This window comes from Alteromonas sp. NFXS44 (assembly GCF_040148705.1).
Classification (GTDB): domain Bacteria; phylum Pseudomonadota; class Gammaproteobacteria; order Enterobacterales; family Alteromonadaceae; genus Alteromonas.
In genome coordinates this window covers 661,117-683,828 of the sequence record NZ_JAGDEA010000005.1, presented here as the reverse complement: position 1 = coordinate 683,828, position 22,712 = coordinate 661,117, and the positions used below count along the sequence as shown (strand labels likewise).

Below are 22,712 nucleotides of genomic sequence, written 5' to 3'. Positions count from 1 at the left end.
GTAACTTATTGTTTCCCGGGCGCAGAGAAAGCTGAGTCTGCGACCAGCACTTCTCCCCGCATGAGCAAACGGGCTGTGCGCAACAGCGCAGAACGGTTAATTTTTAAAGTCGACAGCGAACCGCTGCCCTCCACATCCATTGCCACAGTGAAACTGCCGGTCGGATGTTCTATTTCAAGACGGGAGTAGTCGCTACAACCTTTGAGGTAGCCGTAGGCGATGGAACCGTCCACCACGCAGGCTGTAGCAACACTCACCGAACCCAGTACACCTATGGCATCATGCACACGGTGTGGAATAAAGGTGCGGGTATTCAGCAATCCACCCCGGACAGGGGCCGATATAAGCGACATTTTAGGGACAGTTTTATCGCTTACATCACCAAGGTTCATTTGCCGGCCCGCTTGTAACCTGATGCTTTCAATGCGTTCTTTAACGCCAGTATTTTTTTCAATTTCCGCAGGAGACTCATCGCCTGTTAAGCCAAAGTCAGCGGCATTTAACAGCACAACAGGCATGCCGTTATCGATACAGGTAACGTCCACACCATCAATCACATCTTTGGCGTTGCCGGTGGGAAACAGTGCGCCGCAACTGGCTCCGGCAACATCGAGGAAATCAATCAGAACCGGCGCTGCCGTGCCCGGTACGCCGTCAATACGGGCATCACCTTCATATACCGGCGCACCGTCTTTAACTTCGACCTGTGCTACCGCAAGGCCACCGGTATTAACCATGTGAATACGCACACTGGTGGTACCTTCCTGTGCGTCAATTAAGCCTTGTTCAATCGCGAAAGGACCCACGCCTGCAAGAATATTTCCGCAATTCTGGCCATCACTGACCACGGCTTTATCCACCACAACCTGCAGGAAAAGATAATCCACGTCGGCATCGTCTCTGGTGGACGGACTGACCACTGCCACCTTGCTGGTTAAGGGATGGGCACCGCCCACACCGTCGATTTGTCTGTCATCCGGAGAGCCCATTGCAGCCAGCAAAACCTGGTCCCGCAATGAGGTATCTTCCGGTAACGAAGATGCCAGAAAATACAAGCCTTTAGACGTTCCGCCGCGCATCAGATGGCAGGGAATGGCCTTCACTTGCTGTACTCCTCGTAAGACACATATTTCAGGCCTTTTTCAGCCAGACGCTCACGCATATTGTAAATATCCAGCCCCAGTTCACCGGCGGCCAGGCGATCCCGTTTGGATGCTTCGTTATCGAGACGCTTCTGTACTTTTTCATGCACTGCATCTGCTTCGCTACGCTGCACAACCACGACTCCATCATCATCGGCAACAATAATGTCGCCCGGATGAATCAGTGCGCCGGCACAAACCACCGGCACGTTTACGCTGGCAATGGTTTCTTTCACTGTGCCCTGGGCAAAAATAGCTTTAGACCAGACGGGAAATTCCATTTCCTGCAGCGTTGCGGTATCACGCACACCGCCGTCGATAATTAACCCTTTCACGCCACGGGCTTTTAAGGAGGTAGCCAGCAAATCGCCAAAAAAACCGTCAATGCAGTGGCTGGTGGGCGATACAACTAATACATCTCCGGGCTGACATTGCTCAACAGCAACATGGATCATCCAGTTATCACCCGGGGCAACCTGACAGGTTACGGCCGTACCGGAAATACTGGCCGGACGATAAATTGGACGCATGTAATCAGCCAGCAAACCTTTGCGGCCCTGAGCTTCGTGGACGGTAGCCACTTCCGCGCCTTCATATTTTTTCAACGTGTCCTCAGATGCACGTGGACAATTCGTAACGCATACTGCCATAACCTTAAACCCTTCTGACTTTTTGATGTGGCTCAGTATGCGCCGGTAAATGTTAAAAAGCCGTTTAGAAACCTGTGCAGCATCATTACTTTTTTCTATAATGGCAAAAACTCTCTACTGGTTTGCCATGCCATGTTGAATATCCGGCACCTGCACTGTGCACTTGAAATTAAAAAGTACTGCAATCTGTCAGAAGCAGCCAGACAAGTGCACCTCACTCAATCTGCCCTTACTCAAAGCATTAAAAAACTGGAAGAGAGCATTGGCTGGACGCTGTTTACCCGTTCCTCCTCTGGTATGTTCGTTACCCCTGAGGGAGATGTTTTTCTGAACCGGTTTGGTCGCGCCTTCAGTTTGCTGGAAAACTTTGCCACCACCTTATTCAGTGCCGACAAGCATGGCAGAACGTCGTTTCTGCGGGGGGTCACTGCAAGGCAACTTGATGCTCTGGTACATATTGTTGAATTGCAAAGTTACACGGCTGCATCAGTAAAGTTGGGCTTGTCTCAGCCTACGCTCCACAGAACTATCCGTGATCTGGAAACCCTGTGCCAGCAAACCCTGTTCAACCGCTCCCCCACCGGCGTCGAGGCCACCTGGCGGGCCAGACAGTTTTCCCGTATTGCCTCATTGTATTTTTCAGAACTCAGCCAGGGGCTGGACGAAGTCGCAGAATTAAATGGTGAAAAGCTGGGTAGCGTGCGTATTGGCAGCTTACCGCTGGCACGGTCAGAGATTGTTCCCAAAGCTGTACTCGCTCTGCTTGAAGAGGCGCCGGGCGCCAATATAAGCATTGTCGACGGTCCTTATGAAGAGCAGTTGCATGCCTTGCTGCACGGACATATTGATATACTGGTAGGCGCTCTGCGCTTCCCTGCCCTGTCTGACGATATTGAGCAAATCCCTTTGTTTGATGATTACCTGTCAATTGTGACCGGCAGTCACCATCCGCTGGCCGCCAGATGCCCCCTCACGACACAAGACTGGCAATCACTGAAGTGGATTGCGGCAAAAGAAGGTACACCTGCACGTAAGGCCTTTGGCGATCTGCTACAAGCCATTTGTCCCGATCACGCTTACGAAGTGATTGAATGCAGCTCACTGATGGCAATTCGCGGATTGCTAATCAACAGCGACCGCGCCGCCATCCTGCCTGCCCGCCAGGTTGAAATTGATGTTGCCGCAGGATTGCTGGCGGTCAACCCTACGCCCCTGAGCGATGCACCGAGACAGATTGGCTATACATTAAGAAAAAACTGGCACCCCACCCGGTTGCAAAAAGAATTTTTGTGCCATCTGGAAGCAAAATCCGGACATTAGACTAAAGTATAAAAATATTTAATGTTAATCCTCAAAATCAGTCTGACTTTTTAAGGAAAACAACCATGTCACCGGTCACAAAAGAGAGAAATAGATCTCAGCAAAAAGTTGTCGGTGCTTATTATGGCAATGAGTATTATGTCACTTGCCGGTTACTTCTATGATGTTGGTTTTTTGTATCGTCCTGCTGAGGATCAGGTAGCAACCCACCCCTACACCGCTATCCAGGCTTTTATGATCGGCTTGTGCATAGTTTTGAACAGGCCCGGAAGAAGACAACATATTAAATGGATTCTGACAGTGAGTTTATTACTGTCACTTTCGTGGCTCGCAGACGAGATACTAGGGAGTAATATCGTTAATACGATCATTCCTTTTACCGATGTAGCACTGTCAGAACACAATGCGGGAAAAATCAATCATGTCGGTATAAATACCTTTATCACCTTTCTGCTTATTTGGTTTTCCGTGGCTATGAAAGCATTTAACTATAATTTGGGTTCACAGTCTGCTGCGTTCGCAGCATTATCTTTTCCGTCACTTTCTCTTTTTGGTTATGCGTACACAATTACACCTTTCCACGGAGAAATGTCTTTATTAAGCACCGCGAATTTACTTCTGCTTAGTTGCGCCGCACTTTGGAGTACTGCAAACCACGGAGTAGTAAGGGCAATCTTGTCACCGTACATTGGTGGTCAAATAGCCCGCTTTCAATTCGCTACCGGTTGTATTTTTGCTTTCTTCCTTGGATATCTTGTCGTCAAATCAATTGCATCTATCCAATATTCCGGAGTAGTCGGTGCTTACGCTGTTGCTGTGTGCTGGTTGATAATAATCCTTGTCACTATTAGTGCTGCTTTGTTTGAACGAAGCGATAAAATTCGACGGAGGATAGAAAATCAATTAGCGAATTCAGCAAGAACTGACCCGTTAACAAGTCTGATGAACCGCAGAGCGTTTAACGAAGTTTTAAAATACGAAGCAGGCCGGACCAACCGCTACGGAACGAAGGCAGTTCTGATCCTCATGGATATCGACCATTTCAAAGGGGTAAATGACACCTACGGTCATCCTGCCGGTGACGAGGTTCTCAAAACAATTGCAGCAACGATTAGGGATAATATCAGAGATACAGACAGTGCCTGCCGTTTCGGCGGTGAAGAATTTGCCATATTGTTATCTGACACGAGTCCCGAAGGTGGGTTGACAGTAAGCCATGCTTTGCGAAAAGTGATTGAAGAAACAGACATTGTTCCGTCACCAGAACAGAGTATCAAAGTTACCGCTTCATTCGGGCTGACACAACTCGCTGAAAACCGGATTGAAGAAGCTATGATACGCGCTGATACAGCACTCTATCAGTCAAAGGAAAGGGGTCGCAACAGGGTATCTGTTCACGTTCTGGCCCCCCCCCGGCACAATGTTTACTGCAGACGAAGCAACCAGACAGTCCGCCAGCTGGCTTTTTAGACTGCAAAAACACTGTCAAACCCATGTACTGACGATTACAATGCGTGTCCGTTGTCCATTCATCTGTAGTGCAAGGAAATTTCATGGAAACGATACATCGCGATTTTATCGACGCCTGGCAGCGTTTCGACCACTGGCTGACGACATCATTGTTTCCGAAATGGGCTGCACAGGGTTTTTCTGAAAACGGCGCCGCACTGGAATGTTTTGATGGTGAAGGCAAGCCCGACTGGCAAGCCGACAAGCGTATGCGGGTGCAATCAAGACAAATATTTTCAATGTGCTACGGCTATAAAAAAGGGTTCCTGCCTGAAGGTAAAGCCCTGGCGCAGGCAACGGAAAAATTTATCAGCAATGCCTGTCCTGACGCCCTTCCCGGCTTTTACCCGATGACCCTTGATGCATCCGATAAAGTAAAAAATGCCGCTACCGATTTGTATGATGTGGCATTTTTTCTGCTGGCATACAGTTGGCAAAAAGACGCGCTGAATGATGATCATGCTCTGCTGAAAGCGAAAAACCTTGCACTGCACGTGGATACTGTTCTGAAAAGTGATCATGGCGGGTGGCTTGAAGGGACATATGCCCACACCACGCGGCGTCAAAATCCGCACATGCATTTATTCGAAGCCTTTATTCATTTGTACCGGGTCAGTAACGACACGTTCTGGCTTGAACGCTGTAATCAAGTGTATGCACTGTTTAAGCAGCATTTTTTCGATGCACAGCACGGAGTATTGCTGGAGTTTTTCACCACAGACTGGCAGCCTTGCCCCACCGGCAGCCGGAGTGTAGAACCCGGCCACATGATGGAGTGGGTATGGCTGCTGCATGAATTTCAGACTGTCAGTGGCACAGATACCACACGTTATCAGTCGGTATTATACCGCCATGCCAGAGACTACGGTTTGACGCCCGGTAACCGCTGGTTGCACGATACGGTTACACCCGAAGGAACAGTTGTGTCGTCCACTTTTAAAAGCTGGCCGATGACGGAGTGGATCAAAGCTGCGCTGGTTCACAGCACTTTGCCTGACAATGCAAACCGTGAACAGGACATTGCCAGTGCCACATTTGCCATCCACCAGTTGATTGACGGCTTCTCCCATCCGCAACTAGAAGCCCATTACACGTATGTTATAGACAGCAACGGACAACCCGTGGACCCGAAAATGGCTGCCAGTACCTTATATCACCTGTGCATGGCACATAATGAAGCCTCCCGTTTTGCCGCAGCATTCGCTGAAAGCCCTGCTGTTTCCGGTTAACGTTTCGGATGGACTTTCCGGCTCACGGCGTTTTGACACCGTGAGCCATTGAAACAAAATCTCACAATTTCCTTCTGACATTAATTTCTCAAAAACCCCGTACAGCCCATACGTATAGCTACAAAGCAAGAAAGCGCTTACAAATACACCTGTACGCCTGTTACAAAACACGACAATTTTATAATGACATCGATGACATAAATACATTATAGTGTTACTAAATTTACTTTTTGTTAACCATATTGATTACAAATAAAATCAATCAGGTTAAGGTCAGGATTCACTGTGTGATCTGCTTGTAGGGACAAAAACAGGCGCAGATCGTTTTCAACTTAAACAGGGGCGAAAATGTCAAAAAATACATATGATGCCATCGTAGTTGGCTCTGGTATCAGCGGGGGCTGGGCTGCTAAAGAGCTTACCGAAAAGGGCCTGAAGGTACTTATGCTTGAGCGCGGCGAAAACGTCGAGCACATCAAAGACTACACCAACATGAGTAAAAATTTATGGGACTATCCACACCACGGTCGTCCCAGCCTGGAAGCACTGGCCTCTGAACCCAATATGGCCCGTGGTAAGGGTTATCCTTTTAATGAACCCACAATGGGCGCCTGGGCTTCTGCGCAAACATCTCCCTATGTGGAAAAAGAACCTTTCCAGTGGTTTCGTGCCTATCAGGTGGGTGGACGCTCTTTGTTGTGGGGTCGTCAGTCTTACCGTTTAAACCCTGAAGACTTCGAAGCCAATGGTAAAGAAGGTGTGGGTGTTGACTGGCCAATTCGCTATGAAGATGTCGCACCATGGTATTCGTATGTTGAAAAGTTTGCCGGAATTTCCGGTAACCGTGACGGTCTGGATGTATTGCCAGACGGTGAATTCCTGCCGGCATTTGCTTTTAATGCTGTAGAAAAAGACGTTCAAGCCCGTCTTAAAAAACAGTACAAGGGCAAGCGACAATTAATTATGGGCCGTACCGCCCACATTACCGAGCAACGTCCCGAACAGGGTCGAGTGAAGTGTCAGCACCGTGATAAGTGCTGGACTGGCTGTCCTTTCGGCGGCTATTTCAGTACCCAGTCTGCAACCCTGCCCGCGGCACTTAAAACCGGCAATCTTACTCTGCGCCCGCTCTCCATCGTAAAAGAGCTGATTTACGATAAAGACACCAAACGGGTTACCGGGGTTGAAATAATTGATTCAGAAACCGGATTAACTGAAGTTTTCCACAGCAAAATTGTATTCCTGAATGCCTCGGCACTGAACTCTGCCTGGTTACTGATGAACTCAGCACGTGATGTGTGGGATAACGGTCTTGGCTCAAGCTCAGGTGAACTGGGTCATAACGTCATGGATCACCACTACATGCTGGGCGGTATGGCAGAAATTGAAGGCCATCTCGACAAATATGTCTATGGCCGCAGACCAACAGGCTTCTATATTCCCCGCTTTGCAAACTGGGGGGATGATAAGCGTGACTTCCTCCGTGGCTTCGGCTTCCAGGGTAACGCATCCCGTTCAGGCTTCAGCCGCAGCGCTGACGACTTAGGTATCGGAGCCGGATTGAAAGACGGTCTCAGTGAGCCGGGTCCGTGGAGCATCAGTACAGTTGGTTTTGGTGAAATTCTGCCGGACCACCGCAATAAAGTGAGTCTGAACCATGATGTGAAAGACGCATGGGGACTGCCGGTGCTGGAAATGGATGCCAAAATCCGTGACAACGAACTGAAAATGCGTAAAGCCATGAAAGAAGACATTGTAGAAATGTTTGACAGCATCGGTCTTAAAAATGCCACCGCCTGGGAAACCACTTACCACATGGGTAAAGGTATTCATGAAATGGGCACTGCCCGCATGGGCCGGGATCCTAAGACTTCCGTGCTTAACAAGCACAACCAGGTGTGGGATGCGCCTAACGTATTTGTTACCGACGGAGCCTGTATGACATCGTCTTCGTGTGTTAATCCTTCACTTACTTACATGGCACTGACAGCCCGTGCCGCAGATTTTGCAGTAGAAGAACTCAAGCGGGGTAATCTGTAATGGATCGTCGTGATTTACTAAAACTTATCGCAACCGCCACCGGCACAAGCTTTATCTGTTCTCCGGCCATGGCCGTCTGGCAGGAGCAACCGGCCCTGACCTCTGTAAAAGACTCAGGACTGGACGATAACACCGTCGCGCTGATTACAGAACTGTGCGAAACAGTATTACCGAGAACCGATACGCCGGGAGCGAAAGATGCAGGTTTGCCGGCGTTCTTTATCGGCATGATCCGCGAATGCTACACACCGGAACAGCAGGCTTTGATGGAAGCCGGATTTAAAGATGTGGATGCACGCAGTCAGGAAGAATATGGTAAGCCTTTCATTGGCTTAAGCCAGAAACAGAAAACCGCACTGGCTTCAAAGCTGGACAGTGAGGCGCTGGCGTTTAACCGCGGTGAAGACTCGCCCTGGGATGGAAAAGAAGATGGCCTGCCCCATTACTTTACCCTCTACAAGCAGCTGATGATCTTTGGTTTCTTTACGTCGAAAACAGGCGGCACTCAGGTGCTCCGTCACGTAGACATACCGGGCGACTACAAAGATATCCCTTATAAGAAAGGGGACAAAGCCTGGATGACCGTTTGGCCGGTGTAAGGAGACTCCTGATGATGAAGAAAAATATGCTTAAAGCCATTATTGCCGGCAGCATGGCAATGGGCAGTCTGGTAGCGACGGGCAACGCGTCTGCCGCAGAGGCATTAACCGACTGTTCCTTACGGGATGTGCCTTTTTCCAGCTCTATGCCTGCTTACGATGTAGTAATGCGTCCGAAAGCCAGAGCCATTGTTGAAAAACACTACCCCGGCGTACTGGCTAAAATTCCGGCGTGGATCTTAAGTGAATCTATGCCTTCTTTCAGTACATTGATCACACTGGACCAGTTACTGGCCCGTGTGGGTGTTGAAGACGATGCAAACGCTGCGGCTATGCGTAAAGAACTGGCAGCACTGCCGGTCACCCGTGAAGATAAGATTGCACGTTGTGCAAGGTTCGATTCAGAACCGGTGGAATTCGAGTTGGGAGAAGAACCTGTTCAGGTGCTGATCTATCAGAAAATCAATGGCTATGACCACGGCGAATCAGTAACTGCTGCCACAGAAAACCTGAGCAAGCTGGCAAAAGAAATGGGCTATGGTGTTTCTGTCAGCGCCAAAGGAAGTGCATTTACACCGGAAAACCTGTCTGAATTTGATGTGGTGATCTGGAATAATGTCAGCGGTGACACCCTCACCCTCTCTCAGCGTAAAGCGTTTGAAGACTACATGAATAACGGTGGTGGCTTCCTGGGCATACATGCATCAGCCGGCGACTCCGTGTATTTCTGGGACTGGTATCGTGATGTGCTGATTGGTGCACAGTTTATCGGCCATCCCGGCGATGACAACTGGTTCCAGGATGCATCGCTGGATGTTACCCGTCACGGCACCGGTGTAGCAGAAGGGATCCCTGACCGCTGGGAATTAAATGATGAGTGGTATTCGTTCTCAGACAGCGTGTCTTCTAAAGGCTACGACATCGTAATGGCCATAGATGAAACCACGTATGTGCCGGGGAAAGAACTGGAAATGGGTGAAGATCATCCGCTGGTCTGGACGCATTGCATCGGCGAAGGCCGGGCGATGTACAGCGCTATCGGTCACCGCAAAGAAGTTTACAACGCTGAATACAACATTAAGTTATTAAAGAACGGTATGAAGTGGACGGCGGGACAAGGTAACGATACCTGCAAGCAGTGATATTTTCGCTGAACAATTGAAATGATAAGGCCCGGTCAGTCCGGGCCTTTTTTCGTTTTACGGCAGATATGCCTTGTTATTGATAATAACAAACGGGGTTAAGGATTCACCCGCGTCTGATAAACCTGTCGCAGTATGCCAAGCTTTCCGGCTCTGACCTCTTTTTCAGTATGGGCAGTCTTATCAAAAACCATCCAGTTCTTGTCCTGCTTATCCACTGGCTGCCACTCAGGTAAGCCTTCCCCGTTCGGGTTGCCGGTTCTTATGAAATTCCGCCAGTATGCCTGCATCGCTTTAACAGCATCATCCCCGGCAGGTTTAAAAAGAGCAAAGGTTTCTGAGGCATGCCCTGCCCCCGGCGTACTCTCATCCGCAACGTTGTAAAAGTAACGGTAACCCGGTTGCTGAACGGTTTGCATTGCGCCGGTTGTCACCATACCGGCCAGAACATAACGCAAATCACCGAACAAATGTTGAAAAGGTAAGGCCGTCAGCGCCTGCTCGCCCAGTCCATACGCCTTTTGCACACTGTCAGCAGCAGATGCCGTTAAGGTGAGCAAGCGCTGGGGTGACACACCGGCATAGGGATAAACATTGCCGTCGTAACTGTTTCCGCCGCTAATATAAGGTACGGCGTGCTGTTTCCCCTGAGCAAACAATCGCGCCGGTTCGTCGGGCAACGTGATACCGTCAGCAACCGGCAGATGAAAGCCGTTTATCGCATTGACGAATGCTTCCGGACTGGTCTGATAAAGTTGCTCTCTGCTGACTTTGTCTGTTTCCGTTGCCCGCTGTGCAATGGCAGAGGACAGGGTTACTGCATCCGGGGTGCCCTGAAGGGCCGGTGCACCTGAAGTGCGTGGCAACGGCCAGGTGCCGTAGCCACTTTGAGAAATCGCGCCGGAGAACAAACCTTCAGCTTTGGGTGTTACCATTAGCATCTGCACAGCCATGCCACCTGCAGAGCCGCCGGCAATCGTCACCCTGGCGGGATCGCCACCGAATTCAGCGATATTGTCCCGAACCCAGGACAGCGCAGCGACCATATCCATGACGCTATAGTTGACACCATCAGGTTGAGATAAAGCCGGATGTGCAAAAATACCCAGTGCACCAAGCCGGTAGTTAAACGATACCAGTACGAGTCCCTGACTTACCCAGAGTGAAACGATTTTGGGATCTAAATCTCCTGAACCGCCTACATACCCGCCGCCATGGATCCACACTAACACTGGCCGGGCAGTCTGGCCGTCATCCGCTGACGGGGAGAATACATTAATTCCCAGACAGTCTTCGCTGCCATTGTCTTTACCCCGCTGCGGACAGGGAGGAAAAAACGAATTTGCTGCATAGGACGATGCAATGGCATCCGGTGCCTGAGGCGGCTGCCAGCGCAAGTTACCCACCGGCGCTTTGGCATAAGGCATACCGCGGTAAAAGTTTATTCCGTCTGCATGCTGTCCGGTTACTGTACCGGAGGCGAGAGTCACCTCAGGCGTGTCATGGCCGGCAGCATACCCGCAGGATAGCGACGAAATAGTTAAAAACAGTACAGAGAAACACCCGCGAAAGCGCTGGCGGGAAAATAAAGTGAATAACATCCTGGTCCTCATCATAGAAACCGGTGACAGGCACCGTTAAAGTTTATGCAACAATAACATTAACTTAACATCGTCAGACAGTAATTGTTACCGGTAAAGCTTCTTTTATTCCTGTAACCTGATCTATTTTGTTCATTCTGTTCATGGACAAAACAAACTAAACAGACAGTTATATTTTCAAGCACAAAAACATCCATTACATAGCCTTAACAAAGGACTAACAATATTCTTGCGTCACGAAACATTGAGGTACTTTGTGATGCATAAAACAACAATCGGTTTGCTGTGTCTGGCAGCCACTTATCAGGCTTCGGCACAAACAGAATCAGCCGGTAATCAGTCTCTTGAAAACAGGCTTTCTCAGTTAGAGCAACAGCTCGCATCAATGGAAGCGAAAGACGCCAGTGACGATAAATGGGTGACGTTAGGCGGGCGACTTCAGATAGACGCTAACATCTTTGACGGCGCCTACAATGCAGACAACGAAGGCAACACAGGTTCTACTATTTTTCCCCGCCGTGCGCGGTTGTCGGCAGAAGGCGAACGCAGCGATCTGGAATACAAGATGATTCTGGAATTCGCCGAAGAAACCATCGAAATTTTATTACTTCGTTTTGAATATACCGGTTTTGAAAACGGCCCGACGATTAAGTTCGGTAAAATCCGTGAAGACATTACTCTGGACGCTCTTACCAGCTCTAAGCACATGGCATTAATCGAGCGTGCCAGCATGGCAAATACTATGTCGCCCTATTTCCGTTGGGGTGTGGCTGCGTATCAATACTTCCCGTCAACAGGTTTACGTTACGCTGTGGGCGTACATAAAAACGATGCATTCGGCGCAGAAGGTACCGATGATGACTCTGCCATTTCACTGGCAACCACAGGACGCCTCACCTGGGCGCACGAATTTAAAGAAAACAATCTGATCCACCTGGGCTCATGGGGCTCGTACCGCAAAATGGATAACAGCCAGTTGTCAGCTTCTTTTGCCCGTGCGGAAGTCAGAGAGCCGAACGTGAGACTGGTAAATTATGCCGCAGGCGGCGACACCGTGCCCCTTGACCACCTGAGTCAGTTCGGTATTGAAGCCGCCTACCAGTACAACAGCTTACTGGTTCAGGGTGAAGTAGCCCGTCGTAATATCGCCACCAGCGACCCTGCATCCCTGCTCGACGATGAAAACTACGACGGCTATTACTTTCAGACCAGCTACATGCTAACCGGCGAGAGTAAGTCATATTCCAAAGGCAGCGCACGTTTCAATCAGCCTAAAGGCGTTGAAGACGCGTGGGAAATAGCCGCCCGCGTTTCGTCTATGGATGCCACCAGCGAATTTCAGGGCACCCGGACCAAATCCTTCACGGCGGGTGTGTCTTACTACATCGATGAAAATACAAAAATTATGCTGAACGGCGTGCACAGCAAAGTGTCAGGCCCCGGCACAGAAGCGCTTGTGGGTGATGAAACCAGCGGCAACGCCATCACCATGCGTTTCCATTACGACTTTTAACGGAGGGATTCATGCGTTCTGTTTTGATTAGTGCTGCAATATTGTGGCTGGTGAGTGCCAGTGCCTTCGCCAAGGATCACTTTCTGATCCCGGGCGGTCCCGGCGGCGGCTGGGACACTACCGGTCGTGGTATCGGGGAAGCGTTGATGAAGTCAGGTATTTCAGATAATGCCTCGTTTCAGAATATGTCCGGTGGTGGTGGTGGTCGCGCTATCGCTTATCTGATTGAATCGGGTAACAAACACGGCGATATGTTAATGGTTAACTCTACGCCTATTGTAATCCGTGCGTTAACCGGTCAGGTACCCTTCAGCTACCGTGACGTGAAGCCCGTTGCCAGCATAATTGCCGACTACGGCGCCTTTGTGGTGAGAGAAGACTCGCCCATCAAAAGTTGGGATGAAGCCATTGCAATCCTGTCCAAAAACGTCCGTGAACTGACCATCGCAGGCGGTTCTGCACGGGGCAGTATGGATCATCTGGTGGCTTCACTGGCAGTCAATGCAGCCGGCCTTGACGGTGCCCGCATCCGCTACATCCCTTACGACGCAGGCGGTCAGGCAAAAGCCGGACTGCTCTCAGGTGAAGTACAAATGCTTTCTACCGGATTAAGCGAAGCACTGGAAATTGCAGAAGGTGGCCAGGCACGCATTTTAGCCATCACAGCCCCTGAAACCGTGCCCGCATATCCGGATATTCCCACCTTAAAATCGCTGGGTTACGACGCCACGTTCGTAAACTGGCGTGGACTGTTTGCGGCGCCTGATACATCTGATGAAAAAGTACAGGAATACATCGATAAATACGCCGCGCTGCTGAAAACCCCTGAGTGGGCGGCAGTTCGCGATAGAAACGGTTGGATGGATTTGTTCCGCACTACGGACGACTTTGCCGCGGACCTGGCAGCACAGGAAGCACAAATTAAAACCCTGATGATTCAACTTGGCTTTATTCAACAGGAGCAACAACCATGACACGTCAGTTAACCGGCCCTGCCCTGTTTCTCGTTTTTTTCACGTTCTACGGTATTTATGCCTGGCAAATCCCTCTGCTACCGTTTGAACAATATGAAGTGGTGGATTCATCCACTATGCCAAAACTTTACGCCATGGCAGGCGCCCTGTTCAGTTTTTTAGCTATCCTCAGCCATGTTATTAAAAGCAAGGAACCACAGGGCGAACAAAAGCCGCTGGGGATCACTAAGCATACGGTTCGTCAGACCGCGATTGTTGTGCTGCTGATGGTGATCTACAGCGCGCTGCTCGATCCGTTAGGGTTCATTGTGGCAACACTTATTTTTCTGATTTCCGGCTTTTGGGTTATGGGAGAAAGACGCGCCCGCATAGTGCTGTTCGCCTCAGTCCCTATGGTGGTGTTTTTCTGGCTCCTCATGACCCAACTTCTTGATATTTACCTGGCCCCCGGCAGCCTTTGGAGTTAACCCATGTTTGATGCAATGATGATAGGCCTGGATGCCGCATTCCAATGGCACAATTTGATGTATGTTGTGATTGGCTGTCTGGTCGGTACCTTTATCGGTATGCTCCCGGGCTTAGGGCCCATTACTGCCATCGCATTAATGATCCCGATCACATACAGTATCGGCCCGAGTTCAGGCATGATCCTGATGGCCGGGGTTTATTACGGTGCCATCTTTGGTGGCTCAACCAGCTCCATTTTGATTAACGCTCCGGGCATTGCCGGCACCGTCGCCTCATCCTTCGACGGTTATCCGCTGGCAATGAAGGGACAGGCCGGTAAAGCACTGGCCATCGCGGCCTGGGCCTCGTTCACCGGCGGTACCATTGGCGCAGTAATGCTGATGGTAGCAGCTCCTACGCTGGCAGAAGTCTCGCTGAGTTTCCATTCCGGCGACTACGTGATGTTAATGCTGGTAGGTTTAACCGCTATTGCAGCGTTCTCCAGCAACGGCGAATTTTTAAAAGCCATGATGATGACCGTATTTGGTCTTGCCCTGTCCACCATTGGTATCGACCCGTCATCCGGTACTGAGCGCTTTACTTTCGGCCAGCCCGATTTGCTGGACGGGTTGAGCTTTCTGCTGATTGCTATGGCCACTTTTGCCTTGTCTGAAGCACTGATGAATGTGATCAAACCAGACAGTGCTAAAGACACCAGCATGGGTGGTAATCAATTGGGCAGCTTTAAGCTGAGCAAAGACGAAGTAAAAGAAATCGCGCCATCAGTAGGCCGTTCATCCATCCTTGGCTTTTTGATTGGTGTTTTGCCCGGTGCCGGCGCAACCATCGCCAGCTTTATGGCCTATGCCGCAGAAAGAAACCTGGCCCCCGCCCGTTTCAAGAAAGAGTTTGGCCAGGGTGCCAAGCGTGGTCTTGCTGCTCCTGAGGCAGCGAACAACGCAGCGTGTACAGGTTCATTTGTCCCTTTGTTAACGCTGGGGATCCCGGGATCAGGTACGACGGCAATTATGCTGGGTGCACTGATTGCTTACGGCTTGCAACCCGGACCACTTCTTATGCAGGAAAATCCTGACGTATTCTGGTCTGTTATTGTGTCCATGTATTTTGGTAACGTGGTACTGCTCATTCTGAACCTGCCATTGATCCCGTATCTGGCTAAAGTGCTGGTATTGCCCAAATCACTGCTGACCATTTTTATCCTGTTCTTCAGTTTAATTGGTGTGTATCTGGTATCCTTTAACACATTCGATTTATTCATGATGATCGGGTTTGCCTTCGTGGCGGTTGTCCTGCGCATATTACAATTCCCTATGGCCCCGCTGTTACTGGGCTTTATTCTGGGCGACATGATTGAGCGTAACTTCCGTCGTGCCATGCTGATTTCAGACGGTTCATTCAGTTTCATCTGGGAGCGGCCGCTTACCCTGTCGATTCTGATCGTGGCAATTGTTGTTTTACTGGTACCGCTGTTAGGTTTTGTCAAAAACCGCCGGGCAAATACAACGGCAACGCCGGACTAAAAAGGGGCAAAATAACTGGTGGCAACAAGACGTTATTTCATTCGTAACAAACTGGAATCCTGGTTAGTTGCCGCCATCGTTGTTATGAGCCTGCTACAGCTTGCTGTATTAGGCTTTGCCAGTCAGCACCTGCTGGCTTCTGTCATTGAAGAAAAAACCGGGCAACAGGCCCTTGCCATTGCCCGTTCCCTCGCCAGTCGTCCCGATATTATTCATGCTGTAGAAGCGGAATCCGTTCCTGAACCGCTTCAGCGGGAACTCGCCCTGCTGCAACACGGTTACGGTGCCAGTTATGTAGTCATTGGTAACGAAAGTAAAATCCGTTTATTTCACCCGGTAACAGATCGTGTCGGCCAGCCTATGCAAGGGGGCGACAGCCAGGCTGCGCTGGAAGGCAACTATTACATCTCCTCTTCAACAGGTTCTATGGGTCCGTCAATCCGTGGTAAAGCGCCGGTTATCAATGCCAGTGGCGATGTCATCGGATTGGTGTCTGTGGGATTTTTGGAAAAATCAGTAAGCCTCGCCATTGAGGAACAAACCTGGCTGATCCTGGGCGTTATTTTTGTGATTCTGGCGTTGGCTGTGATTGCCGCGCGCTGGATTGGTAACCGTGTGCGTAGTCGTTTATTTGGTCTGCAACCGGATGAAATTGGCCGCTTGTATGCCGAGCAGGAAGCTATCTTTAACACCGTGCGGACCGGTATCATTGCCATGACACTGGACGGTAAAATACAGCGCATGAACCAGCGTGCCAGAGTATTGTTATTCGCTGAGAACGAACACGGCGGGACGATAAACAACATCCTGCCCCAGCATGCAGAATTTCTGCTGAAAAACACCGATAAACACATCCGTGGTTTCGAACTGTTTGCCAATCAGCAATGGCTGGTGTTATCCCGCGTACCTCTGCAGGTTCAGGGTCAGATGGCAGGCCTGATGCTGACGATGCGTCCTGCTGATGAAGTGGAACATTTGTCACAACAACTTGCACGGGTAGAAGCGTTTGCGGAGCTGCTGCGGGTTCAGACTCATGATTACTCGAACAAACTGAATACCCTGGCTGCTTTGTTGCAGATGGGGAATGTGGAAAAAGCCCTTGAACTGATCAGTAATGAAAGTCAGGAAGTGCAGACTCAGGTACACAGTCTGGTCGGCCGGGTACAAACGCCGGTGCTCGCCGCACTGTTGTTCGGCAAATATCACAAAGCACAGGAAGGCAATGTGGCGCTGGACATCAGTCCGGATACGCAGCTTTCTGTGATTAACGATAAACACTTACTCGAATGTCTGGTTTCTATCTTCGGTAACCTGATCGATAATGCCATCGAAGCGTCCCAGCGTGCGAGCAGTCACCGGCCGGCAAAAGTCAGTGTGAGCCTGGAAGAAATGGGCAATAATATCGTTTTCGATGTTGAAGACAGTGGTGACGGTATTCCCGCTGCTGAATATGAACGTATTTTCGCACCGTCGTTCAGCTCAAAATCTGATGCCCGTCACGGAGTGGGCATGTATTTAGTGAAAACGCATCTTGAAGGCTGCAACGGCAGTATCGAGATTGGCGAGTCGGAATCAGGCGGAGCCCGCTTCTCTGTGTATATTCCGAGAACAGAAGTGTCAAAATAGTTATGCCCTACTCTTGTATTATTGTTGAAGATCAGCCCCATGTAGCCCAGTATCTGGCGCAGTACCTCATTCAAACCGGTCGCTACATGGTGATGGGCATGGCAAATAACGTGGCGGCAGCCGAAGCTTTGCTCAGCGCCATGCAACCTGACTTACTTCTGCTTGATGTTTATCTGCCCGACGGCAATGGCCTTGAACTGATGAAAAGCCATCACGATAAATTGCAGAAGACAGAGGTATTTCTGCTAACGGCAGCGAAAGAAGTACAGGTACTGGAACAGGCAATGAAATTAGGCGTGTCTGACTTTCTGGTAAAACCGATTCTGCAAAGTCGTCTGGAACAGGCCCTGCAGAACTTTGAGAACCGCCACAAGCAGTTATCCGGTGCTTCAGAGCTCACGCAAACTGTCGTGGATCAATTCTTCAGCCGGCAGAGCGACGGAAAGGCGCAGCGCTTACCCAAAGGCGTAGATGGCTTAACACTTCAAAAAATACAGCAGGTCTTTACTGCAGCGCCCAAAGACAGCCTGAGTGCACAGCAGGTTGGCGATACTGTCGGCGTAAGCCGCTCCACCGCCCGTCGCTATCTCGAATACTTACTGGAAACCGAAGAGCTCATTGCTGAGCAGGTCTACGGCAACGTGGGCCGCCCCGAGCGCTGCTACCGGTTGAGATAAAATGAAAAATTATAAAAACCAATCGTGCTGATTTTAATTACCGTTTAGCGTTGCCCTGGTCAATGTGTTGAAGTGTGGTTCTGTTAAAACTTTACGACACAACTATGAAAACTTTCACCTCCCTTTTATTCGTTTTATTTTCGTTCACATTGCCTGCTTTTGCAGAAGATAACTGTTCGGTATCTCTGGATGCTAATGACAGGATGCAATATTCCACTGATCAAATACAGATTTCACGGAAATGTGACAAGGTGACCATAACGCTTAATCATACCGGCGCATTACCGAAAACAATCATGGGTCACAATATTGTCATCACGGAACAATCAGCGATGCAAAGTGTGGTTTCCCAAAGTGCAAAAATGGGTCTTAACAATAATTATATCGATAGTGACAATGCAAGCATCATTGCCGCTTCTGCGGTTGCAGGTGGCGGGGAAAGTGTAACTATTTCAATCAACCCGCTTCAGTTTGAAAAAGACAAATCTTATGTGTTTTTCTGCGCTGTCCCGGGACACTTTGCCGGTATGCAAGGCACGGTTAAAGTTATTTAACCGTGCCCGCCCGGCAGCTACTGCACAAAAGTAACCGCAGCTTCCGGTTCGGTGTTGTAGGTTGTACCGTCTTCCATGGTCAGTTTGAACATATACCAGTAGGTTGTACCATTTACCAGTGACAGGGTGTCGGTCAGGCTGCCGCTGACCGGCGCTGACGGACTGATACGCGTGCGCCCGCTCAGTTCTGCTTTGGTGTTCCGGTAAAGTTGTACACCACGAATAGCTTGCGGGAAATCTTCCAGTTGCCAGCTGACCACAATACCGTCACCGTTTTGCACTGCAGATAAATGTGTTTTGGGCTCCAGCAGACGTTCAGCATTCACCGGATCACTGGTTATCTGGCCTTTTGACGCAGTATCAAACACCAGCCAGTAAATGTACGCCGTACCGGGCACTGATGATTCATCTGTCCACTGTGTTGAATCCGCTGCAAGTGAAGCGACTCCTGATGCCTGTTCAAAAACGGGATCAGCTTCACCTTCTACACGCTCTGCACGGAACACAAATATACTACTCACTTCAATATTCGCAGTGAACCAGCTCAGGGTTACCGGGCTGGCAGAACTTTGATGAAAAGTGCGGATGTCCGGTATGTCGCTTGAGGTTAATGTTGCAGTTGTCACAGGCAATAACTCAGGCTCACCATGCTTACTTTTTACACTGCCCCAGTAGTAATACCGGGTGTCCGGTTCGACGTCAGTGTCCACAAAGCGGCTTTCACCGCTGCCCAGTGTAGTGAGCAGTTCACGGGTTTCAGGGTCGTCAGATAAACTCTTATACAATGTCATTTCCTTGTAAGGATAGCCGTTTGAATGAACGCTGATTTCAACCGACTCTGCATTTCCGCGGGCAACAGGCTTCAGCCACAACTGACTTTTTAGAGTCTGAATGTCATACACCGGCATAGCTTTCATATCACTTCCCAGGTAAAAGGAAGGATGAGGCGGCTGGTTATAACCCACGTTTTGCCACGCAATAGCTGTACGGTATTGCGGATTGTGCATCAATGCCGGAATACGGTATTCCGTGTCTTCAGTGGTAGAAAAGAGAAGTAAAGCACTGCTGTCACTGTTGGCCCAGATGACTTCTTCCCGCCAGTCACCCAATATATCTGCCGACAGAACCGGCGTTGCTTTCGTGCCGTTATTCGACACGGCTCCCCATTCGCTTCCATCGAGTACGACTTCAGATGTTTCCGTAGCCGGATGCCACTTATAGATCCGGTTGCCATCCAGTAACTCGCGATTCAAATCACCATCCCACCAGGATAAAAAATTTACCTGAGACGGCCGGGTATCCGAAATAACCGTTCCGTTGGCAGCGACGAGTCCGCCCCGTGTTGCCCAGTTCTCATTACCAGCATATGCAGGGTCAATATCGGCACTTACGCCACGTCCCACATCCGTGCCGTTGCCCGGGCGGTGCCATAAGATTTCACCGGTGGCGGCATCATGTAATTCAACGCCATACTCTGTGCCGTCTTTGGTATAAGCAGACGGTGACTCATGCACCATATGAATTTCAAGACCGGGACGTTCAGGATCGATATCCGACATATGCAAAGCATCACCGTGACCTAAATCCGTGCTGTACAGCAAATGGCCATCGTCATCGATGGTGGCGGCGCCGTACACGATCTCGTCTTTGCCATCGCCGTCAACATCTCCCACAGAAATGCTGTGGGCTCCCTGACCATATCCACCGGCATCTGCACCGCCGTTATTACTGTCATATACCCAGCGGCTGACAAACTGACAGTCAACCCAGTCAAAGGCACTGACAACTGCTCTGGTGTAATACCCTCTGGCGAAAAAAGCGGTGGGTGTGGAGCCGTCAAAGTAGCCCACGCCGGCGAGAAAGCGATCCACCCGGTTTCCGTAACCATCCCCCCAACTGCTTACACTACCCCGCTCAGGGACATAATCAATGATATCCAGTGCCTTTCCAGACAAACCATCGAACATGGTCAGAAATTCAGGCCCTTCCAGCACGTACCCCTGACTGTTACGGTAATCAGCATTGGCATCACCCATTACCGTCCCCTCTCCGTCCACAGTGCCATCCGCCGTTTTCATGGCGACTTCTGCCCGCCCATCCTGATCGAAATCATAGGCAATAAACTGAGTATAATGGGCACCGGAGCGAATATTCCTGCCAAGGTCGATACGCCAAAGTTGCTGTCCTTCCAGCGTGTAAGCATCCAGATACGTGTTTCCGGTATGACCGGCCTGTGAATTGTCTTTGGCATTTGACGGATACCATTTAACAATGACTTCGTACCGGCCATCACCCGTTAAATCCGCCACCGAGCCGTCATTGGCCGAATACGTGAAGGATTGTCCGTTTACCCAGCCGTCCGCAGGCTTATTCAGCGGGATCTGCAGCATCACATCCTGCCAGGCTGTGGCCATGGCAGCACTGCGATCTTTTTTGCGTTTATTTTTGTTGTTCAGGCCGGTCGCTTTTATTTCATACACATCATCTTTGTCTCCCTGCGGGTCGGTGAAGAACGTCGCACCGGATAGCTTTTTACCGTTCAGCTTGTGGCCGTTCCTGTAAATATCAAAGGAAATATCGAGCGGATCGGTGCCCAGCAACCGCCAGCTCACCACATTGCCCTGCTCAGCGGGAATGACAACCAGTCCCCGGTCGAGGGATTCCATGATGATACCGGTAGCGGGATCACTTTGATTTTGTCTGTGTCTGTCGCTGGCATCAGCGCATGCGGCACTGAGCATAAGGACGGGAGAGATTAAGGCGCCGGTGATAAGGCGGCCGGATTTTAGTGCGCGATGCTTAGTCTGGAATATCATGTATTTTCCTTGTCCGAAATATCAACACAAATGTTAATTTTTCGTAAACTAGAAAATTACACGCAAGGACTCAAGCCAAACCTGTCAACTTCTGTCAGTTTGGTTCAAATGCGAAAATTCGCTGTCATCGGAACTGTTTCTATTATTGCCTTCTGGCAACAATCAGCACGTGTTTTTGCGGATACTGATCAAGTTCAGTGTGCACGATGGTCAGTCCGGCTGACATCATGAGTTGAAGATTCCGGTTAATCCCAATTGAACTGTAATAGAATGTATCGTCCATCCAGCTGTCGGTGTGTTCACCGAAATCATTGCCGCAAGTCAGCAGCAAGATCCCGCCTTCAGCGACATGTTTGCTCAGCTTAGCAATGATCTGCTCCTGCGCACTAAGAGGAAGATGGAAAAGGCTGTCCCAGGCAAGAATAAAATCATATTGCACCTCAGGCTTAAAGCTGCAGATATCCTGATGAATAAACGTATGCTCAGGGTGATGCGCTTTCGCCAGCGCTATCATTTCAGCAGACACATCCACACCGGTTACAGCAAGCCCCCGGTCTTCCATCAACCTCACCATTCTGCCGCCTGCACCGCAACCTGCATCCAGTGCAATGGCTCCCTCACCAAGGTAATCCAGTGCACGGGTTACAGCAGCTACACCATATTGAGAATGTTGATGACGTTCATGCCACCAGCGAGCGATACGGTCGTACTTTTCACCGGTCTGACGGGGTTCCATAAAAGTGACGGAATAAAAAGAATGATAGGGAGAGTAAACAGAATATAGGGAAGGAAGTCCAGATGTTTACCTCACCCCGCTCCGGCAACGCCGACATCCCTGCGGGGTAAGTAAACATAACGCAAAACCGGATTAATGACGGGGTTTTACACTCGCGATGTAGTTGTCAGCCACATATTTACCACTGGTGATAAAGGCGTTAATGCTGTCAGGGTTGTCGCTGTATTGTGCAACAAATTCAACAATAGGCAGGCCATTACAGGTAACATTATTTTCAACATAGTGCTTAGTCAGACCAGCATCTTCCAGCGCATTTCGAAGCTTCAGTTTGCTACCGGTTGCTGCGGTGACACAAATTTTTGACGTCACTGCTGTATCTGCAGGCGTCAGTTCAGGACTTGCGTTTGCCATACCCATTGCACCAAAAGACAAACCAACAACAGCCAGAGTTTTCGTAAATGCTTTCATAATTATTTCCTTTTCAATTATTAAGAGATTTAAGCGTTATGCTTGCTCTTACTATCGCAATGGAAGTGCCAACTTTTTTATCTATTTAAAATCAATAACTTAATTTTCAATACTCTGATGAAAGCAAA

General features: G+C 49.7%; 19 protein-coding genes. 13 read left to right on the top strand and 6 right to left on the bottom strand.

What is annotated here, in order from left to right; all coding sequences use genetic code 11:
- Window positions 1-5: 5 nt before the first annotated feature.
- Window positions 6-1,103 carry a 4-oxalomesaconate tautomerase gene (locus tag J3369_RS08315; protein WP_349585710.1) on the bottom strand — a complete coding sequence of 366 codons (1,098 nt, stop codon included), beginning with the start codon at window positions 1,101-1,103 and terminating at the stop codon, window positions 6-8.
- Window positions 1,100-1,792 (bottom strand): 4-carboxy-4-hydroxy-2-oxoadipate aldolase/oxaloacetate decarboxylase, encoded by a 693-nt coding sequence (locus J3369_RS08310; RefSeq protein WP_303574571.1) that lies wholly within the window; start codon window positions 1,790-1,792, stop codon window positions 1,100-1,102. Before J3369_RS08310 ends, J3369_RS08315 begins: the two co-directional genes overlap by 4 nt.
- 132 nt (window positions 1,793-1,924) lie before the next feature.
- On the opposite strand from J3369_RS08310, the gene J3369_RS08305 reads away from it, so the two are divergent.
- The 6 genes from J3369_RS08305 (at window position 1,925) to J3369_RS08280 (ending at window position 9,631) form a co-directional block, all read left to right on the top strand.
- A complete protein-coding gene (locus tag J3369_RS08305; RefSeq protein WP_349585707.1) occupies window positions 1,925-3,112 on the top strand; it encodes a LysR family transcriptional regulator in 1,188 nt (395 codons plus the stop codon).
- Window positions 3,113-3,235: 123 nt separating this feature from the next.
- Window positions 3,236-4,582, top strand: a complete 1,347-nt coding sequence (locus tag J3369_RS08300) for a GGDEF domain-containing protein (RefSeq protein WP_349585705.1) — start codon at window positions 3,236-3,238, stop codon at window positions 4,580-4,582.
- A gap of 83 nt (window positions 4,583-4,665) precedes the next feature.
- The gene (locus tag J3369_RS08295; protein ID WP_349585703.1) at window positions 4,666-5,850 is read left to right on the top strand and encodes an AGE family epimerase/isomerase; all 1,185 of its coding nucleotides are present in this window, start codon (window positions 4,666-4,668) and stop codon (window positions 5,848-5,850) included.
- 348 nt (window positions 5,851-6,198) lie between these two features.
- Entirely contained in the window at window positions 6,199-7,890 is a 1,692-nt protein-coding gene (locus tag J3369_RS08290; protein WP_303574575.1) for a GMC oxidoreductase, read from the top strand.
- The gene (locus J3369_RS08285; protein ID WP_349585701.1) at window positions 7,890-8,489 is read left to right on the top strand and encodes a gluconate 2-dehydrogenase subunit 3 family protein; all 600 of its coding nucleotides are present in this window, start codon (window positions 7,890-7,892) and stop codon (window positions 8,487-8,489) included. Before J3369_RS08290 ends, J3369_RS08285 begins: the two co-directional genes overlap by 1 nt.
- 11 nt (window positions 8,490-8,500) lie before the next feature.
- A complete protein-coding gene (locus J3369_RS08280; RefSeq protein ID WP_349585699.1) occupies window positions 8,501-9,631 on the top strand; it encodes a ThuA domain-containing protein in 1,131 nt (376 codons plus the stop codon).
- Between the two features lie 98 nt (window positions 9,632-9,729).
- Here the strand turns inward: J3369_RS08280 and J3369_RS08275 are convergent, their stop codons facing one another.
- Complete coding sequence (locus tag J3369_RS08275) at window positions 9,730-11,232, bottom strand: carboxylesterase family protein (RefSeq protein ID WP_349585697.1); 1,503 nt, start codon at window positions 11,230-11,232, stop codon at window positions 9,730-9,732.
- Between the two features lie 259 nt (window positions 11,233-11,491).
- Between J3369_RS08275 and J3369_RS08270 the strand changes: the two genes are divergently transcribed.
- The 7 genes from J3369_RS08270 (at window position 11,492) to azu (ending at window position 18,564) form a co-directional block, all read left to right on the top strand.
- Complete coding sequence (locus tag J3369_RS08270; protein WP_349585695.1) at window positions 11,492-12,745, top strand: OprO/OprP family phosphate-selective porin; 1,254 nt, start codon at window positions 11,492-11,494, stop codon at window positions 12,743-12,745.
- A gap of 11 nt (window positions 12,746-12,756) precedes the next feature.
- Window positions 12,757-13,719, top strand: coding sequence for a Bug family tripartite tricarboxylate transporter substrate binding protein (locus tag J3369_RS08265; RefSeq protein ID WP_303574580.1), 963 nt, complete (start codon window positions 12,757-12,759; stop codon window positions 13,717-13,719).
- Window positions 13,716-14,186, top strand: coding sequence for a tripartite tricarboxylate transporter TctB family protein (locus J3369_RS08260; RefSeq protein WP_349585692.1), 471 nt, complete (start codon window positions 13,716-13,718; stop codon window positions 14,184-14,186). Before J3369_RS08265 ends, J3369_RS08260 begins: the two co-directional genes overlap by 4 nt.
- A 3-nt stretch (window positions 14,187-14,189) precedes the next feature.
- Window positions 14,190-15,707 carry a tripartite tricarboxylate transporter permease gene (locus J3369_RS08255; protein WP_119500938.1) on the top strand — a complete coding sequence of 506 codons (1,518 nt, stop codon included), beginning with the start codon at window positions 14,190-14,192 and terminating at the stop codon, window positions 15,705-15,707.
- Window positions 15,708-15,725: 18 nt separating this feature from the next.
- Window positions 15,726-17,333: a sensor histidine kinase gene (locus tag J3369_RS08250; RefSeq protein ID WP_349585690.1), complete on the top strand. Its 1,608-nt coding sequence runs from the start codon at window positions 15,726-15,728 to the stop codon at window positions 17,331-17,333.
- A 2-nt stretch (window positions 17,334-17,335) separates the two neighbouring features.
- Complete coding sequence (locus J3369_RS08245; protein WP_349585688.1) at window positions 17,336-18,010, top strand: response regulator; 675 nt, start codon at window positions 17,336-17,338, stop codon at window positions 18,008-18,010.
- A 74-nt stretch (window positions 18,011-18,084) separates the two neighbouring features.
- Window positions 18,085-18,564 (top strand): azurin, encoded by a 480-nt coding sequence (gene azu / locus J3369_RS08240; protein WP_349585686.1) that lies wholly within the window; start codon window positions 18,085-18,087, stop codon window positions 18,562-18,564.
- A 17-nt stretch (window positions 18,565-18,581) separates the two neighbouring features.
- On the opposite strand, the gene J3369_RS08235 is transcribed toward azu, so the two are convergent.
- The 3 genes from J3369_RS08235 to J3369_RS08225 all read right to left on the bottom strand — a co-directional run bounded on the left by J3369_RS08235 (window position 18,582) and on the right by J3369_RS08225 (window position 22,584).
- Window positions 18,582-21,380, bottom strand: a complete 2,799-nt coding sequence (locus J3369_RS08235) for a rhamnogalacturonan lyase family protein (RefSeq protein ID WP_349585684.1) — start codon at window positions 21,378-21,380, stop codon at window positions 18,582-18,584.
- A gap of 142 nt (window positions 21,381-21,522) precedes the next feature.
- Window positions 21,523-22,116, bottom strand: coding sequence for a class I SAM-dependent methyltransferase (locus J3369_RS08230; RefSeq protein WP_349585682.1), 594 nt, complete (start codon window positions 22,114-22,116; stop codon window positions 21,523-21,525).
- Window positions 22,117-22,248: 132 nt separating this feature from the next.
- Window positions 22,249-22,584, bottom strand: a complete 336-nt coding sequence (locus tag J3369_RS08225; RefSeq protein WP_119500934.1) for a DUF3718 domain-containing protein — start codon at window positions 22,582-22,584, stop codon at window positions 22,249-22,251.
- Between the last annotated feature and the right edge of the window lie 128 nt (window positions 22,585-22,712).